Here is a 16,293-nt window from a genome sequence, read left to right as displayed (position 1 = left end):
AGCGCGGATCTCATCCGCCTGACGCGGGACCTCTGCGCAACGTCTCCGACGGCGGCTGCCCGTACCTCTCGCGGTACTGGGCGGCGAATCGTCCCTGGTGCAGGAATCCCCATCGGGCGGCCACCGCGGTCACCGTGGCCCTGGCCGGGTCGGCCGTCCTGAGCTCGTCGTGCACGCGCGTCAGCCGCACCTGCCTGAGGTGGGCCATCGGGGACAGCCCGAGATGCGCGCGGAAACCCTCCTGCAGGGAGCGGCTGCTGACCGCGACGGCGCCGGCGATGTCCGTGGTGCTCAGCGGCAGGTGGGCGTGCCCTTCGATGAACTCCATCGCTCGGCGCACCACCTTCGGCAGCGCGGGCGGCCTGGGAGCGGTCAGCCGGTCCAGGTAGTTGGAGGGCTGCATGGTCAGCAGCAGGGTGATCAGGGCGTTCTCCAGATGGGCGACGGCCAGCGGGTGGCCGGCCAGCCCGTCGTCCCGCTCGGCCTCCCTGACCAGCAGGTCGGCCATGTCGCGCCAGGAGCGGGTCCAGCCCGTCGTCAGATCCATGGCGAGGTCGAAGACGACCGGGCCGTCGAGCGGCTCGCCGAGCATCTGCTCCAGCGCGCGTTCGATCGCCGTGCGCTCGAACTTGACCAGCAACTGCGGGCAGCCGGCGGCCCAGCGCATGTCGAGGTGGCGGGTCGGCGAGGGCAGCGAGGCCAGGGACGGGGAGGAGACGACCTCCTCGTCGCCGGCGCGGATCAGGCTGCGTCCGGCGAGCGGGATCATGACCAGGAAGAACGTGTCGAGGTCGCCCGGCTCGATGTGCACGTCGGCCCCGTAGTCGAGGTAACTGACGCGGACCGAGCCGAGCTGCACGGAGTTGAACCGGGCCGACAGCAGGTCCGCGTCCCCGGCCAGGTCCAGCCGGTGCGGGCAGAACACCTTGGCGACCTCGCCGCGGACCTCGTCGAGGTCGGAGCTGGCGAAGACGGCACGGTTGCTGAGGAGCACACCAGATGATCGGGCGTCCCGCCCTCGGCGTTCCAGGTAAAAGTACGTACAAGAGATCCGCCGCCTTGACCCCACAGGAGACGATCTTCACATGCGATACCTGATCTCAGTGATCGACGACAGGACCAATTCGGCCACCCCGGAGGAGCACGCGGCGATCGACGTGTTCAACGAGCGCCTCCGGTCCCAGGGCCACTGGGTCTTCGCCGGCGGCCTCGCCGCGCCCGCCACGGCCACCGTCATCGACAACCGGGGCGCGGAGGCGATGGTCACCGACGGGTCGAAGCACTGCAACCGCAAGGTCGAGGTGCGACCGTTCCTGTGACCGACGTCCGAGAGGCGGTCGCCCGGGCCCACCACGAGGAGTGGGCCCGGGTGGTCGCCGCCCTGACCAGGCGCTTCGGTGACCTCGACATCGCCGAGGAGGCGGCGGCCGAGGCGTTCGCGACCGCCGTCGAGCGGTGGCCGGCCGACGGCGTGCCGCCCAACCCGGGCGCCTGGCTGACCACCACCGCCAACCGCAAGGCCATCGACCGGATCCGGCGCGAGAGCAAGCGCGACGACAAGCACAGGAAGGCTCAGATGTCCCACGACGACCCACCCGAGCCTGCCGGCGCCATCGACGACGACCGGCTCCGGCTGATCTTCACCTGCTGCCATCCCGCGCTGGCGATGGAGGCCCGCGTGGCGCTGACGCTGCGCCTGGTCGCCGGCCTGACCATGCCCGAGATCGCCCGCGCCTTCCTGGCCCAGGAAAGCGCCGTGGGGCAGCGGATCACCCGGGCGAAGGCCAAGATCAAGGCGGCGCGCATTCCCTACCGGGTGCCGTCCGCCGAAGATCTCCCGGCGCGCGTCTCCGGCGTGCTCGCCGTGCTGTTCCTGGTGTTCAACGAGGGCTACCTGGCGACCGGCCCCGGCACCGATCCCGTACGGCACGAGCTGACCGCCGAGGCGATCCGGCTCACCCGCCTGATCCGTGCTCTCATGCCGGGCGACGGCGAGGTGGCCGGGCTGCTGGCGCTGATGCTGCTCATCGAGGCCCGCCGCCCCGCCCGGCTCTCGGCCGGCGGCGAGCTGGTCGCGCTCGACGAGCAGGACCGCGGGGTCTGGGACGCGGCGCTGATCGCCGAGGGGCACCGGCTGGTGCGCGAGCGCCTGGCCGCGGCCGCCGCCGGGGTGGCGCCGGGCCGCTACCAGATCCTCGCGGCGATCAACGCCGTGCACACCTCCGCCCGGGACATGCGCGACACCGACTGGTCGCAGGTCCTCGCCCTGTACGACCAGCTCGTCCGCCTGGACCCCTCGCCGATCGTCGCGATCAACCGGGCCGTCGCGGTCGCCGAGCTGGACGGGCCCGAGGTGGCGCTGGCGGCCGTCGACCGTCTCGGGGACAGGTTGGCCGGGTACCACGCCTACCACGCCACCCGCGCCGACCTGCTGCGCCGGCTGGGCCGCGGCCAGGAGGCGCGCGCCGCCTACGACCGGGCCATCGACCTGGCCGGCAACACCGCCGAGACCGCCTCCCTGACCCGCCGCCGCGACCGGCTGCTGCCAGGGTGATCAGGCGGCCTTGCCGCGGGCGATGTAGAGCTTCATGTCGGTGAAGTCGAGGGTGAGGTTGTAGGGCTTGAAGAAGCAGTGGGCGAAGTGGCCGATCCCGTCGAAGCCCGACCCGTAGGGCCAGGGCACGTTGACCGGCATGTTCGGGTCCGCCTCGCAGTAGACCCGCTGCGCGACGGCGTCGCCGAGGCGGATCTCCTCCGGGTAGCAGGGGTGGGTGACGGTCGGGTGGCTGTGGGCGAACGTCTCGATCGGGCGCTCGTGGTCGATCCGGACCCCCAGACGTCCGGCCACCTCTCCCGGCATGCCCGCGGCGATCTCGCCGACCCCGCCGAGGTTCACGCCCACCACCCGCGGGCCGGACCCCGCGATGCTGCCCACGCTGTGCACGTCGTGGTCACGGGCCAGCCACATCGGCAGCGGCTCGGCGCCCGCCCGCGCCGCGGCGGCGCGTGCCTTCGCGGCCGTCTCGGGGGTGCGGCGGCGCAGGATGAGGTGCCGGCCCGCGTAGTCGAACGTGGTCAGCAGGTGGTAGAAGACCCACGTGCCGATCAGGCCGTCGCCGTCGGTGCCGACGTCCGCGCCCGACTCCGTCGACGACCAGCCCACGGGGACGTTGCGCAGTTCGATGCCGCCCAGCCTGAAGGAGTCCAGCACCCCGTAGTGCACCCAGATGGGCGTGCCCTCGAAGTCGGTCTGCTGGCTGACGACGGCCTTCAGCCCGGCCTCCTTGGCCGCCGACGCGGTCAGGCTCAGGTTCGGGGCGCCGGTGTAGAACGTGAAGCGCTTCGCCGGTCCGCCGTTGACCGAGGCCTCCACCAGCGGCCGCGGGTCCATCTGCAGGAACCGCACCCGGCCGACGTCGCCCTTGATCTGGTACGCCTCCCCGCTGATCGCCGCGAACCACTTGGCGTAGTCCTCCGCGCCGGCCGCCTTCCAGCACGGAACGGAGAGGGCGAACTTGTCCTGCCGGATGTAGCAGTCGCCCAGGAGCTCGTTGGCCTCCTTGTCGGCGGGCGCCAGGCGGACGGCCGTCTTGAGATATTTCTCGGCTTCGGGGAACCGGTTGGACAGCAGCGCGACATGGCCGCGCCGGCGGGCCGCGTGCAGGTTCCCGGGGTCCTTCTTCAGGATCTCCTCGTACGCGCGGCCGGCCTGCTCGAACTTCCCGGCCTTGAACAGCGCGTCGGCGTCGCCGCCCTCGGCCAGCGCCGTGGCCGCCCCGTCCAGCAGCGGCGCCGTCGCGGCGGCGCCGGCCAGCACGGCGGCCCCCCTGAACAGCGAACGCCGGTCCCATCTCCCGTCATCGGCCGAAGCCTTCTCCCTTTCCATGCCCCCCAGTCAAGGGAGACGGCTGTTGCCGTGACGTATGCGTTTTTCGATACGCCCGCGATACACCCGGTCGCGGCGGCCGGTCCTGCCACAATCGTCGGATGCGTTTGTGGACGGTGCAGCACCGGGCGGTCCTGGTCAACCTGGAGACCGGCGGCGAACTGGCCGGCGACTGGGCCCGCCTGTCGATCCCGTCGTACCGGCCGGTGTACGAGGCGATGGTGGGGGAGATGGCCAGGCGGGGCCTCGACTGCCGGGGGCGTCCGCCGGTGTGGGCGTGGCCCGGCCCGGACACCCGCGACGCCATGGTGGCCGTGACCGCCGAGTCCCTGCTCTGCCCGCAGACCGAGGAGGAGTACGCCCGTTACGTCGTCCTGGACCTGGACGTGCCGGACGACCTGGTCCTGCTCAGCTCGTACGGACGCTGGAACGACTTCATGGAGGCGATCCTCATGGACACGGGCCCGGCCGCCATGGACTGGTCGATCGGCGAGGAGGAGGTCGCCGGCGTGCAGGCGTGCCTGCCGTACGTGCCGGCCGGGTGCGTGCTCGGCGCCCGGCCTCTGGAACCGTACGACGAGTCCCTGGAACCCACTGCCTGACGCGACGCCCCGGCGGGACGGCTCGCCGCCGCCGGTCAGATCACCAGGCCGCCGGAGACGCGCAGGTTCTGGCCGGTGATCCATTGGGCGTCGGGCCCGGCCAGGAAGGCGACGACGTTGGCGATGTCCTCCGGACGTCCCAGCCGTTGCAGCGGTGTCAGGGCCACGGTGTGCTCGATGGCCTGCTCCAGGTGCTCACCGGCGGCGGCGCGCATCATGTCCGTGTCGGTGGCGCCGGGGGAGACGCTGTTGACCGTGATGCCCCTGGGGCCGAACTCTCGGGCCGCGACCGCGGTGATCGACTCCAGCGCCGCCTTGCTGGCGAAGTACAGGGCCAGGCCCGCCGCCGCGCCGCTGGAGGAGATGTTGACGATCCGTCCGCCGTCACCGAGCCTTTCCGCGGCGGCCTGCATGACGAAGAACGGGCCCTTGGTGTTGACCGCCATCACCTCGTCGAAGTCGCTCTCGACGGCGTCGCGGATGTCTCCCATCGGATTGATCGCCGCGTTGTTGACCACCACGTCCAGACCGCCCAGGCGCCGGTCGAGCTCGCCGAAGAGGTGCTTGAGGTCTTCCAGGCGCCCCTGGTCCGCCCGTACGGCGATCGCCCGCCCGCCGAAGGCCGTCACCTCGGCCACCACCGCCTCGGCCGCCGCCCGGTCGCGGTGGTAGGTGAACAGCACCGCCGCGCCCTCGCGGGCCAGCCGCACCACGATCGCCCGCCCGATTCCCCGCGATCCGCCGGTCACCAGGGCGTTCTTGTTCTCCAGCGTCCCCATGTCGACTCCCTGCCGTCGGCGGCTCCCCTGCTGGGAGCCGGTCACAGCGGAGTCGGAGCGGCGGCGCCGGTCTCGACGTCCGGGCCGGAGGGAATTTCCGGCCTGCTCGGCCGTACGGCCCCCAGCCGTGCTGAGGGCCGTACGCCGCGGGCGAGAAGCGGGTGATCAGACGCCGAACGCCGCCGCGTAGCGGATGACGCCGTTCGGGACCGGCCGCTCGGGGTCGAGGGCGAGCGCCATCATGTACTTGTCCTCGACCTCGAACGGCGGCCGGATGCCGAACCCGGAGGCCGGGGTGAAGCCGAACCGCGGGTAGTACTCGGCGTGACCGAGCACGACCACCAGGTTCTCGCCCTGCTCACGGGCCGCGTCCAGGGCGGCGCGGATGGCGGCGGAACCCGCCCCCTGTCGCTGGCGTCCGGGCCGGACGGCGCACGGGCCCAAGGCGACGGCGGGGGAGTCGCCGACGTGGCAGCGGGTGAGCAGCGCGTATCCAGCGAGCTCGCCGCCGGGAGCCTCGGCCAGCCAGGCCAGGCCGGGCAGCCATGCCTGCGGGTCGGCCCGCAGCGCCTCGACGAGGTCGGCCTCGTGCGGGCCGGGGAAGGCCGAGAGGTTGATCTCGCGGACGGCGGCGGCGTCGGCGGCGTTCTCGGGACGGGTGATCCAGGAAGAGGTCATGATCGGGTTCGTCTCCTTGTCCTTCTGCGGATGCGGGACCTGGCCGGTGTTCGTGGCGGACGGAACGGACGGGCGGCGGGTGCGGCCGGTCATGACTGCCGGTCCCGGAACCTGTAGGTGGCACGCAGGTGACCGGTGATGGCCTTCTTGTGGTTGACGCGCTCGTCGCGCAGCCGGGCGTCGGTCCGCGAGGCCGCCCAGGCGTTCTCCCGTTGCAGCTTCCGGTAGCTGCGCAGGCGGCGTCCGGACAGCTCACCCGACTGGATGGCGGCCTGGACCGCGCATCCCGGCTCGGTGTCGTGGGCGCAGTCGGTGAATCGGCAGAGCGCGGCCAGCTCTTCGATCTCGGCGAAGACCTGCTCCAGGCCGTCGGCGGCGTCGTGCAGGCTGATCCCGCGCAGGCCGGGCGTGTCGATGAGGACCCCGCCGCCCGGCAGGGGGAGCAGCTCGCGGCGGACCGTGGTGTGGCGGCCCTTGCCGTCCTGCGCCCGCACCGTGCCGGTGGCCAGCAGTTCCGCGCCGAGCAGCGCGTTGCCGAGGCTGGACTTGCCCGCGCCCGAGGGGCCGAGCAGCACGGTGGTGCCGCGCACCAGCGCGGCCAGCACGTCGATGTCACGACCGGTGGCGACGCTGGTGACGAGGACGTCCACGCCGGGCGCCAGCGCCTCGACCTCGTCGTGGACGGCCCCGGCGTCGTGGGCCAGGTCCGCCTTGGTCAGGACGATCACCGGCTGCGCCCCGCTCTCCCAGGCCAGGGCGAGCAGCCGTTCCAGCTTGGCCGCGTCCAGCGGCGTGGCCAGGGACAGGGCGATGAGCACCGTGTCGACGTTGGCGGCCAGCACCTGTCCATGCGAGGACCTGGACGCCGACGAACGCACGATCGCGCTGTGCCGCGGCAGCAGCGCCACCAGGTGCGGCTCGGCGCCGGGGCGCAGCGCGGCCCAGTCGCCGGTGCACGGCGTCAGCAGCGGGTCGGGCGGGTGCGGCGCGGCGAACGTGGCCCGCGTCGGGCCCTCGGCGGTGACCGCCGTGCACAGGCCGCGGTCGACCCGGGAGATCCGGGCCGGGACGAGGCCCGCTTCGTAGTGTTCGGTGAAGGTTCGGTCGAGTGCGCCGGTCCATCCGTACCGGGACAGGCCGGATGGATCGGTGTACGTGTGTGACAACGTGAGACCCTTGCGGAGAAGGGGCCCCGACGAGACGTGGACGTCACCCCGCCTGATTCATGGCAGGGAGAGGAAGTGGGTCAGACCGGGGCCCGGGACGTGAGGTTGGTCCGGGCGCTGCACGGGGCAGCGGTCTTCACCGCGGTCATCGAACCTCACCTCCCTTCCACACAGATCCAGTACCGAACGAACGGCAGCCTAGCATCCGTCCGGACACTGGGACTCACTCTTCCTGGCGGAAGATGATCGCGGTGCCCGACGCGGCCCCGGCGGGCACGAAGATCTCCTGGCGGCCGGTCACGCTTACTGGCACGTCGTTGTCGCGCAGGTGCTGTCGCGTGGCGGTGATGTCACGCACCGACACCGTGCAGGCGACGAACGCGGGCAGGGCCGCGGGCTGCTCACCAGGCAGCAGGTCGCCGAGCGTCGAGGCAGTGACGACGGTGACGTCCGCCCGGTCGAAGACGTGCGGACGGCCGCCGCACGCCTGCCCGAAGTAGGTGGCATAACGCCGCATCAGCGCGGGGAGCGCCTCGTCGGCGCCGCACATCACGCATTCGACCAGCCCGGTGGCGCCGTTGGGGTGGTGATGTCGTCGCCCATGGTGAAGAGCCTCCATGCGTGCGGTCCTGGGGCGTGTTCGCCCCGATCGGACTTCAGGGGATTTTTGAGAGTACACCCTCGTTTGATAGACCACTCTCATTATCGCTTCGGTAGAGTGTCCCGCATGGGAGAGGGCGGGCTGCGCGAACGCAAGAAGGCCAGGACACGGGAGACGATCCTGCGCGAGGCGTTCAGGCTCTTTCGTGAGCGGGGCTACCACGCCACCACCACCGAAATGATCGCCGAGGCCGCCGAAGTCTCTCCGGCCACCTTCTTCCGCTACTTCCCGACCAAGGAGCATCTGGTCGTCCTCGACCGCTTCCCGCCTCTCACCGAGGCGTTGGCCGCTCAGCCGCCGAGCGCCCCCGTCCCCCTGCTACGGGGGGCCTTCCGCGCCGCCTTCGCGTCCCTGTCGCCGGAGGAGATCGCCGCCGGGCGCGCGCGGGAGGTGTTCGCGGTCACCGTGCCTGAGCTGCTGGCCGCCAACGTGCGCAGGAGTCCCGGCTTGATCGCAGAGGTCCGCCGGCTCGTGGCGGACAAGGCCGGCTGTGCTCCTGACGACCCGCGCGTACGCGACGCGGTCGGCGCGGTCTTCGGGATCGTGGCCATGGTCTGGATGCAGTGGGCCCACGACCCCGGCCTGGACGGCCCGGCTGAGATCGACACCGCACTGGCACACCTGGAAGCCGGCCTGAACCGCACCTAGATCGGCTGCCCGCTCGGCCGATGAGACTACGCGGGGCGCCGGCGCGGCGGCCCGGAGCGCAGCTGGGTGACGATCTCGGCGGCGAGGTGGCGGGCGTTGTGGCCGGCGCCGATGAGGGTGTCGGAGGCGGGGCCGGTCCAGTCGCCGTAGCCGTGCAGGTGCAGGCGGGGCTCGGCCAGGACGCGGGTGCCCTCGGTGGCGATCACGCCGCCGGGGCCGCGCAGCCGCAGCGGAGCCAGGTGGTGGAGAGCGGGACGGAAGCCGGTGCCCCACACGATGGCGTCGAAGGCCGCCGCGCTGCCGTCGGACCACGTCACCCCGTCGGGGGTGATCCGGGTGAACATGGGCTCGGCCTTGAGCACACCCCGGTCACGGGCCTCGCGCACGGGCGGGACGGCGATGATGTCACCCAGGTCGGGGATGTCCCCGGGGTCCCGCCCGGCCAGGACGGCCCGGTAGCGGCGGGCGGTGAGGGCGAACACGGCGCGGCCGTCCAGCTCGTCGGGCATCAGCCGGGGCGGGCGCGACGCCGCCCAGGCGACCTCGGTGACCCGCGAGAGGTCGGCGAGGATCTGCGCGGCGGAGTTGCCGCCGCCGACGACCAGCACCCGGCGGCCGCGGAAGGGCTCGGGGCCGCGGTAGCCGGCGGTGTGCACCTGCTCGCCGCGGAAGTCGCGGATGCCGGGATAGTACGGCACGTACGGCCGCCACCAGGTGCCCGTGGCGCTGACGACGATGCGGGCGTGCCAGAGCCCGGCGGCGCTCTCCACGGCGAGGCGGTCGTCGGCGCGGTGACTATCGTTGCGGGAACCGGCACCCTCGCCGTTAGCGTCGGCGCAGCGGTCGGCGGCCTCATCGCCGATCCCTGTCGAACGGAGCATCCGTGATGAACGTCGATGTGATCGTCGTCGGAGCCGGGCCGACCGGGCTCATGCTCGCCGCCGAGCTGGGCCTGGCAGGGGTGGCGACCGTGGTCGTCGAACGGCTTCCCCGGCGCAGCGGGCAGTCCAAGGCGCTCGGCATCCAGCCCCGCTCCGCGGAGGCGCTGGAGTTACGCGGTCTCCTCGAACCCCTCATGGACCGGGCGATCCAGCGGGTGCCCGGCGGGCATTTCGCCGGGCTCCGACTGGACTACACCGCCTGGGACACCCGGCATCCGTACTCGATCGGCATCCCCCAAGGGCGCGTCGAGGCGCTGCTGGAGGAGCGGCTCGGCGAGCTGGGCGTCCAGGTCCTGCGCGGGCACGAGGTGACCGCGTTGTCGCAGGACGCCGACGGGGTCGAGGCGACCCTGCTCGGGCCCGCGGGCGGCGGGTCGCGGGTCACCGCGCGGTACCTGGTGGGCTGCGACGGCGGCCGCAGCACCGTCCGCGAGCTGCTGGGCGTCGGCTTTCCCGGCCTGGACGGCAGGCTGCTCTCGGTGGTCGCCGACATCACGATCTCCGACCCGGACGGCGCCGTGCCGAAGACCTGGACGCTGCCCGTCATGACGCCCGACAAGACCGGCAAGGGCTACATCGCCCCCATCGGCGATGGCGTGCACCGGTTCCTGTTCTACGGGGCCGAGCAGCAGGCGCTGTCCCGCGACACCCCGATCACCGAGGAGGAGGTGCAGCGGGCGCTGCGCAACGAGTTCGGCCCGGGGGTCCGGCTGACGGGCGTCCGGTGGGCGTCCCGGTTCACCGACGCCTCGCGGCAGGTCGAACGGTACCGGCACGGCCGGGTCCTGCTCGCCGGGGACGCCGCGCACATCCACTCGCCCATGGGCGGGCAGGGGCTCAACCTCGGGTTGCAGGACGCGTTCAACCTGGGGTGGAAGCTGGCGGCCGAGATCGGCGGGTGGGCGCACGAGGGGCTGCTCGACAGCTACCACGCCGAACGGCATCCGGTGGCCGCGCGCGTGCTGGCCAACACCCGGGCGCAGGCGGTGCTGATCGTGCCCGAGGAGGAGAACCTGGCCCTGCGGGAGATCGTCGAGGAGCTCGTGCGGGTGCCCGAGGCCAACCGGATCGTCGCCGGCATGATCTCAGGGCTGGACGTCCGCTACGACCTGCCCGGCCGACGCCACCACCTGCTGGGAAGCCGCGTCCCCGACCTCGACCTGGTGACGCCGTCCGGGCCCGGCCGGGTGGCGCGGCTGCTGCGCGACGGACGCGGCCTGCTGCTGACGACCGCCGACGAGGCGGCGTTCGCGCGGGCCGCCGGGCCGTGGTCGGCCAGGATCGGACGGGTGCACGCGCAGGCGGAGCTCGGGGCGGACGCCGTCCTGGTACGGCCCGACGGGTACGTCTGCTGGGCCGGTTCCGTCACCGACGTCTCCGGCCTCACCGACGCCCTGGCGCGGTGGGCGGGCGCCCCCGCCGCCGGTGAACGTCCCTGAACGATCACCGGTCGCGCGCGGCCTTGACGGCCACCGGCACGATGGCCAGCGCCAGAACGCCGCCGCCGACGGCCAGGAGCGGGTAACCGGCGACGGCGACGACGAGGCCCGAGGCCATGCCGCCGGCGGCGCCGGCGATCGCGATGGAGACGTCGACCCAGCCGTGCGTCCTGGCCCGGGTGGCCAGCGGGACGGCGTCGGTGATGATCGCGGTGCCGGTGACGAGGCCGAGGTTCCAGCCCAGCCCCAGCAGCGCGAGAGCCACCGCGTACGCGGCGACGGAGTCGTCGGGGGCGACGGCGGCGAGCGTTCCGGCGGCCAGCAGCACCAGCCCCGAGGCGGCGGCGACCGCGAGCGGGCCGTGGCGGTCCACGAGCCGGCCGGTCAGCGGCGAGGGCAGGTACATCGCGCCGATGTGGATCGCGATGACCAGCCCGGACGCGGCGGCGCCGGAGCCGCTGTCGTGCATGTGGACCGGCGTCATGGTCATGATCGCGACCATGACGACCTGGGTGAGCACCATGACCAGCGCACCGGCCGGCACGCCGGGGCGGCGCCGCGCGGCGTCCGGACGCGGCCGGCCGGCGGCGTCGTCCGGCGCGGCCGCGGGCCCGGCTTCGAGTGCGCGGGCCAGCAGGAGCGGGTCGGGGCGCAGCCAGACGGCCAGGACCAGGGCGGCCAGCCCGTAGGCGGCACCGGCGAGCAGGAACGGCCCGGCCAGGTACGGGATGCCGAGGGCGGCCGCGAGGCTGCCGGTGGGCGCGGCGAGGTTGGGCCCTGCCACGCCGCCCAGGGTGGTGGCGACCAGCACGGTGGACACCGCGCCCGCCCGGCCTGCGGGCGCGGCCAGGTCGGCTCCGGCGTAGCGGGCCTGGAGGTTCGTGGCGGTGCCGGCGCCGTACAGGAAGAGGGAGAGGAACAGCAGGCCGGGGTGGCCGGCCACGGCGGCGACGATGACGCCGCCGCTGCCGACGGCGCCGGCGAGATACCCCAGGGCGAGGCCGGGGCGGCGGCCGCGGGCCTGGGACAGGCGCCCGACGGCGACGGCCGCCAGGGCGGAGCCGGCGGTGCCCACGGCGCTGGGCAGCCCGGCCAGGCCGGTGGAGCCGAGCATGTCCTGGGCGAGCAGGGCGCCGACGGTCACGCCGGCCGCGAGCCCGACGCCGCTGAGGACCTGGGCGATGACCAGGACGATCAGGGAGCGGCGCTGCGCCTCGACGCGCGGGACGTCGTCTGCCCGGACGGGCACGTTGGTCGTCACGAGAGAGCTCTTTCGAAGAGGGGGTTGCATAGACGGCGTGGCCCGGGCCCGCAGACGGGGTCAGGCTCGGTCGCCCAGGTCCAGGCGGTCGAGCAGGCCGCCGGCGGTGAAGGCGGCCACCAGGTCGTCGCGACCCTCGGTGAAGTGGGCCCAGCTGTCGTAGTGCACGGGCACCACGCGGCGGGCGCCGAGGATCCCGGCCGCCTCCACGGCCTGCGCGCTGTCGAGCACGATCAGCCGCCCGTCGAACAGGACGGAGAACCGGGGCCCACCGGCGAAGAGCACGGCGGTGTCCACCGGGCCGAACCGGTCGGCGATCTGCCGGACCGCGTCCAGCGAGGCGTTGTCGCCGCTGACGTAGACAGTGGGCAGGCCCTCCCCGGTCAGGACGAACCCGACGACCTGGCCGGTGATCGGTTCGACCTCCTCGCGGGGGCCGGGGCCGTGCACGGCGGGCACGCCGGTGACGGTGATCGGGCCGCCGTCGCGGCGGTCCAGCTCGATCGACTCCCAGTCCGCCAGACCCCTGGCCGTGCCGCCCAGGCGCTGCCCGCCCCCAGGTGTGGTGAGCGTGAGCGGGACGTCGGCCAGCAGCGCGCGGCCCGCGTGGTCCAGGTTGTCGGGGTGCTCGTCGTGGGAGAGCAGGACCACGTCGATGCGGCCGAGGTCGGCGGGCGCGGCGGACGGGGGAGCCGTCTTGGTCAGCCGGCCGCCCGGCACGTGGTAGTCGCCGGGGGCGTCGAAGGTCGGGTCGGTCAGGAAGCGCAGGCCGCCGTACTCGAACAGGGCGGTGGGACCGCCCAGGACGCGGACGGGGATCTGCTCGATGGGCGCGCCGAAAGTAGCCATGCGAATTCCTCACGGATGGGAAGTGGTTTATCCGTGATGACGGTAACGGTGTCTCACGGACGAGCGCAAGCCGTACCATGAGACATATGAGCGAGACGCCGACCGCCGAGTCCGTGCTGCCGCCCGCGCCGGGGGCGGAGGACCACCTCGCCCTCGACTTCGTCAACAGCGCCATCGCGCTGCCCGGAGGGCAGTTCATCGACCTCCTCGGCACCCCGGCGGCGACGAATCGCTGGCTCACCGAACGCGGCCTCGCGCCGGCCGACGCCGGGGTGCAGGAGATGTGCGCGACGCAGCTGCGCTCGCTGCGCGAGCACGTCAGGGCGTTGTTCAGCGCGCGGGTCGCGGGGCTGCCCGTCCTGCCCACCGCTCTGTCCGCCGTCAACGACGCGCTGAGCAAGGCCCCCACCGCCGCCCTGCTGTACTGGGACGAGAAGAACGGCCCCTACCGCGCGACGCCGTGCCCCACCAACGAGATCCTCGACCGCGCCCTCGCCACCCTGGCCGCCAACACGGCCGACCTGCTCACCGGCCCCGACGCCGAACGCCTCACCGGCTGCGGATCTCCGCCCTGCAACCGTTTCCTGCTGCGGCACGGCCGCCGCCACTGGTGCTCCACGCGGTGCGGCGACCGCGCCCGCGCCGCCCGCGCCTACGCCCGCCGCACCCAGCCCGCTCCCGGCTGACCGTCCCGCGCCCTGGGACACCACGGCGCAGTGGCCCGGTGCTCATCCAGGAGTCGGCGTTGCCGCCACGACCCAACGCCCCCGCTACCGCCGGCCGGGGGCGTTGTCGGCGGTCTGGGTGCGGTCGATGATGTCCAGGACGGCGTTCCTCGTCTCGCGGAAGGCGGCGGCGGTGTCGTCGGCGGCCGCGGTGACGGCCTCGCCTGCGGGGACGACCGCCGGTTCGAGGAGCAGGGCCACGGCGTCGGCGAGGACGTCCGCGGGGTCGCCGGCGCTGGGCGGTGCGGAGTCCGGGACGGACATGGCGGTGCCGAAGCCGGTGAGCAGGGCGTGCATGGCGTAGGACTGGTCGGCCAGCGGGCGGTCCGGGCGGAGCAGCCCGTGCCGGCGCAGGACCGGCATGACCGCCTGGCACATCGCGCTGGGCCGGGTGCGGTCGAACAGGTCGCGGTCGCCCGTCTGCTCGGTGAGCAGCCGCACCAGGTCGGCGTCCTTGGTGGCGAGGCGGCGGGCCAGCGGGGAGCTCAACCCGGTGCGGATCAGCAGCGGAGCCAGGTGGCGCGGCAGCACGGCGGCGGGGTCGGCGGTGATGCGGGCGATGACCGCCTCCAGGAAGGCCAGCAGTTCCCGGGCGAACAGGCCGAGGACGAGGTCCTCCTTGGTGGGCCAGTACAGGTAGACGGTGCCCTTGCCGACCCCGGCCGCCGCGGCGATCTCGCTGACGGTGACCTTCCGCACGCCGTGGTCGGCCACCAGCTCGCGCGCGCTGTCCAGAATGCGGGCGGCCTTGTGCGAGTGGTGTTCGATCAGGCGGCTCACTGCGCTGTCCTCCGGGTCGTGGGGCAGGATGTTCGGTTCTGCGTCAGAGGGCGGCGACGTCGAGGTTCTTGGCCCGCATGTCCTTGTTGTTGAGCATTCTCCTGCCCATGGCCCTGCCGACGCCCGGCATCCGCATCAGGCGCATCATCCCAGCTCTCAGCAACTGCTCCTTACGGTCGTGCGGGGTGAAGATGCGCCGTCCGGGCAGCGCGCTCTCCTGCTGCAGGTGGACGAACGGCCGCATCCGCGCCTCCCAGGCCCGCAACGCCCCGGGCAGGTCGCCGGGGTGGCGTTGCACCATGGTGCCCAGCAGCTCGCCGCCGGCCATGCCGCTGGAGGCGCCCATGCCCGCGTACAGGGTGACGCACCAGGCGGCGTCGCCGACCAGGACGACCCGGCCACGGCGCCAGCGCGGCATCCTGACCTGCTGCACCGAGTCGAACAGCGCGTCGGGGGCCTGCTCGTAGCGGGTCAGCAGCCCCTCCAGCAGGGGGCCGGTGGGTTCGGGGCCGAAGGCGGCGCGGATGGAGGCGACCGGCGGGCGGCGGAACTCGGCGTCGGCGTCGGCGGTGCGGTAGGAGAACAGCACGCTCGGGGCGTGGTCGGCGAACGGGAAGGCCCACACCGAGCGGCCCGGCTCGGCCAGGACCAGCCCCTCGTGCAGGCCGAAGCCGTCGACCGGGCCGTCGAGCACGGTGGCGCCGACCATGTAACCCATCGGGTGCAGGTACTCCTCGTCGGGGCCGAAGACGAGCCGGCGAACCGTCGAGCGCAGGCCGTCCGTGCCGATCACCAGGTCGAAGCGCTCGGTCACGGTGGCGCCGGACGCGGTGTCGCGCAGCGTCACCTCCGCCGCCGCGTCGTCCTGGGTGATGCGGGCGGGGACGGTGGAGTAGCGGATCTCCACGTCGTCCGGCAGCGCCGCGAACAGGCCGCGCTCCACGTCGCCGCGCAGCAGCGGCCGGGGCCCGCCGGGGAGGAGGGACGGGTTCATCCCGGGACGCCGGCGCCCCGCCCGGTCCACCTCGTAGCTGGCGACATGGGGGCCGCTGCGGTCGCCGATGGCCTCCAGCACGCCCAGCCGCCCGGCCGAGGCGATGCCGGCGCCGAACAGCATGATGAAGTAACCGCCGGAGCGGCGGGCGGGCGCCCGTTCCACCACCACCGGCTCCCAGCCGATCTGGCGCAGCCGCAACGCGGTGGCGATGCCGGCGATCCCCAGCCCGACCACCAGCGCCCGGCCGGTCGTCCTGCCCGCATTCGTCATGGCGCACTCCTTTCATGAGCTTCCATGAGCATGCTAGCGAACGAACTGACCAAATTGGTTCTGTTGGTCAGTTCGCACGAGCATGCCTGGGAGGCGGAGGAGCGCGGCGCGGGCGCGTCAGGCGACCGCGGTGCCCTCCAGCTCGACCATCAAGGTGGGGATCGCCAGCCGCGTCACGCCGAGCATCGTGGTGGCCGGCGCCGCCCCGGCGGCCCCCAGCCGCGCCGCCAGCACGCCGTAGTGCTGGAAGAGCAGATCCACGTCCGTGGTGTAGACGTTGAGCCGGACGAGGTCCGTCAACGACATGCCGGCCTTCCCGAGGACGGCCTCCAGGTTGTCGAGGCTCAACGCCAGCTGCGCCGCCAGGTCACCGTCATGCCGGGGCGTGCCGTCGTCGCCCATCGCGGTCTGCCCCGAGCAGTACAGGGTGCGGGTCTGCCCGGAGACCAGCTCGCCCTGGTTGAACCCCATCTCGACCGACCAGGTGACCGGGTTGATCGCCGTACGTTCCAGTGTCATGTCAGCTCCGTTCGATGTCACGTTCTTCGACGTCATGGTGATCAGCCTCCCAACGAATCACGACATCCTGTGTCGTGTATCTCGATAGGGTT

The 16,293-nt window shown here is 73.1% G+C and carries 18 protein-coding genes; 6 read left to right on the top strand and 12 right to left on the bottom strand.

Going from position 1 to position 16,293, the window contains the following annotated elements; genetic code table 11:
• Positions 1–10 precede the first annotated feature (10 nt).
• Entirely contained in the window at positions 11–994 is a 984-nt protein-coding gene (locus AB0J46_RS25640) for an AraC family transcriptional regulator (RefSeq protein WP_364336110.1), read from the bottom strand.
• 91 nt (positions 995–1,085) lie between these two features.
• On the opposite strand from AB0J46_RS25640, the gene AB0J46_RS25635 reads away from it, so the two are divergent.
• Entirely contained in the window at positions 1,086–1,319 is a 234-nt protein-coding gene (locus AB0J46_RS25635; protein WP_364336108.1) for a hypothetical protein, read from the top strand.
• On the top strand, positions 1,316–2,554 hold the full coding sequence (locus AB0J46_RS25630) for a DUF6596 domain-containing protein (protein WP_364336106.1): 1,239 nt from the start codon (positions 1,316–1,318) through the stop codon (positions 2,552–2,554). The genes AB0J46_RS25635 and AB0J46_RS25630 overlap by 4 nt, the downstream gene beginning before the upstream one ends.
• On the opposite strand, the gene AB0J46_RS25625 is transcribed toward AB0J46_RS25630, so the two are convergent.
• On the bottom strand, positions 2,555–3,886 hold the full coding sequence (locus tag AB0J46_RS25625; RefSeq protein WP_364336104.1) for a tetratricopeptide repeat protein: 1,332 nt from the start codon (positions 3,884–3,886) through the stop codon (positions 2,555–2,557). It lies immediately after the preceding gene.
• Positions 3,887–3,987: 101 nt separating this feature from the next.
• Here AB0J46_RS25625 and AB0J46_RS25620 point away from each other — a divergent pair, with 101 nt between their 5' ends.
• On the top strand, positions 3,988–4,488 hold the full coding sequence (locus AB0J46_RS25620) for a hypothetical protein (protein ID WP_364336102.1): 501 nt from the start codon (positions 3,988–3,990) through the stop codon (positions 4,486–4,488).
• 35 nt (positions 4,489–4,523) lie between these two features.
• Here the strand turns inward: AB0J46_RS25620 and AB0J46_RS25615 are convergent, their stop codons facing one another.
• From AB0J46_RS25615 to AB0J46_RS25600, 4 genes are all read right to left on the bottom strand, one after another.
• Positions 4,524–5,267 (bottom strand): glucose 1-dehydrogenase, encoded by a 744-nt coding sequence (locus AB0J46_RS25615; protein WP_364336100.1) that lies wholly within the window; start codon positions 5,265–5,267, stop codon positions 4,524–4,526.
• 165 nt (positions 5,268–5,432) lie between these two features.
• Positions 5,433–5,945, bottom strand: coding sequence for an N-acetyltransferase (locus tag AB0J46_RS25610; protein WP_364336174.1), 513 nt, complete (start codon positions 5,943–5,945; stop codon positions 5,433–5,435).
• 89 nt (positions 5,946–6,034) lie between these two features.
• On the bottom strand, positions 6,035–7,111 hold the full coding sequence (rsgA, locus tag AB0J46_RS25605; RefSeq protein WP_364336098.1) for a ribosome small subunit-dependent GTPase A: 1,077 nt from the start codon (positions 7,109–7,111) through the stop codon (positions 6,035–6,037).
• 223 nt (positions 7,112–7,334) lie between these two features.
• The gene (locus tag AB0J46_RS25600) at positions 7,335–7,730 is read right to left on the bottom strand and encodes a hypothetical protein (protein WP_364336096.1); all 396 of its coding nucleotides are present in this window, start codon (positions 7,728–7,730) and stop codon (positions 7,335–7,337) included.
• A 108-nt stretch (positions 7,731–7,838) separates the two neighbouring features.
• Between AB0J46_RS25600 and AB0J46_RS25595 the strand changes: the two genes are divergently transcribed.
• Positions 7,839–8,420: a TetR family transcriptional regulator gene (locus tag AB0J46_RS25595; RefSeq protein WP_364336095.1), complete on the top strand. Its 582-nt coding sequence runs from the start codon at positions 7,839–7,841 to the stop codon at positions 8,418–8,420.
• Positions 8,421–8,446: 26 nt separating this feature from the next.
• On the opposite strand, the gene AB0J46_RS25590 is transcribed toward AB0J46_RS25595, so the two are convergent.
• Positions 8,447–9,301 (bottom strand): NAD(P)-binding domain-containing protein, encoded by an 855-nt coding sequence (locus AB0J46_RS25590; protein ID WP_364336093.1) that lies wholly within the window; start codon positions 9,299–9,301, stop codon positions 8,447–8,449.
• Positions 9,302–9,306: 5 nt separating this feature from the next.
• Here AB0J46_RS25590 and AB0J46_RS25585 point away from each other — a divergent pair, with 5 nt between their 5' ends.
• Positions 9,307–10,800: an FAD-dependent monooxygenase gene (locus AB0J46_RS25585; RefSeq protein ID WP_364336091.1), complete on the top strand. Its 1,494-nt coding sequence runs from the start codon at positions 9,307–9,309 to the stop codon at positions 10,798–10,800.
• 4 nt (positions 10,801–10,804) lie between these two features.
• Here AB0J46_RS25585 and AB0J46_RS25580 read toward each other — a convergent pair whose 3' ends face one another.
• Positions 10,805–12,061, bottom strand: coding sequence for an MFS transporter (locus AB0J46_RS25580; protein WP_364336089.1), 1,257 nt, complete (start codon positions 12,059–12,061; stop codon positions 10,805–10,807).
• A gap of 60 nt (positions 12,062–12,121) precedes the next feature.
• Positions 12,122–12,910, bottom strand: coding sequence for an MBL fold metallo-hydrolase (locus tag AB0J46_RS25575; protein ID WP_364336087.1), 789 nt, complete (start codon positions 12,908–12,910; stop codon positions 12,122–12,124).
• 86 nt (positions 12,911–12,996) lie between these two features.
• On the opposite strand from AB0J46_RS25575, the gene AB0J46_RS25570 reads away from it, so the two are divergent.
• The gene (locus AB0J46_RS25570) at positions 12,997–13,596 is read left to right on the top strand and encodes an ABATE domain-containing protein (RefSeq protein WP_364336085.1); all 600 of its coding nucleotides are present in this window, start codon (positions 12,997–12,999) and stop codon (positions 13,594–13,596) included.
• An 84-nt stretch (positions 13,597–13,680) separates the two neighbouring features.
• On the opposite strand, the gene AB0J46_RS25565 is transcribed toward AB0J46_RS25570, so the two are convergent.
• From AB0J46_RS25565 to AB0J46_RS25555, 3 genes are all read right to left on the bottom strand, one after another.
• The gene (locus AB0J46_RS25565; RefSeq protein WP_364336083.1) at positions 13,681–14,415 is read right to left on the bottom strand and encodes a helix-turn-helix domain-containing protein; all 735 of its coding nucleotides are present in this window, start codon (positions 14,413–14,415) and stop codon (positions 13,681–13,683) included.
• 43 nt (positions 14,416–14,458) lie between these two features.
• Positions 14,459–15,682: an FAD-dependent monooxygenase gene (locus AB0J46_RS25560; RefSeq protein ID WP_364336081.1), complete on the bottom strand. Its 1,224-nt coding sequence runs from the start codon at positions 15,680–15,682 to the stop codon at positions 14,459–14,461.
• Between the two features lie 117 nt (positions 15,683–15,799).
• Positions 15,800–16,195, bottom strand: a complete 396-nt coding sequence (locus tag AB0J46_RS25555; protein ID WP_364336172.1) for a RidA family protein — start codon at positions 16,193–16,195, stop codon at positions 15,800–15,802.
• Positions 16,196–16,293 lie beyond the last annotated feature (98 nt).

Origin of the sequence: Nonomuraea sp. NPDC049758 (assembly GCF_040674635.1) — a bacterium.
In the GTDB taxonomy this organism is placed as follows: Bacteria; Actinomycetota; Actinomycetes; order Streptosporangiales; family Streptosporangiaceae; genus Nonomuraea.
Note: the sequence above shows the minus strand (reverse complement) of the source record. Positions and strands in the feature narration are given on the sequence as shown.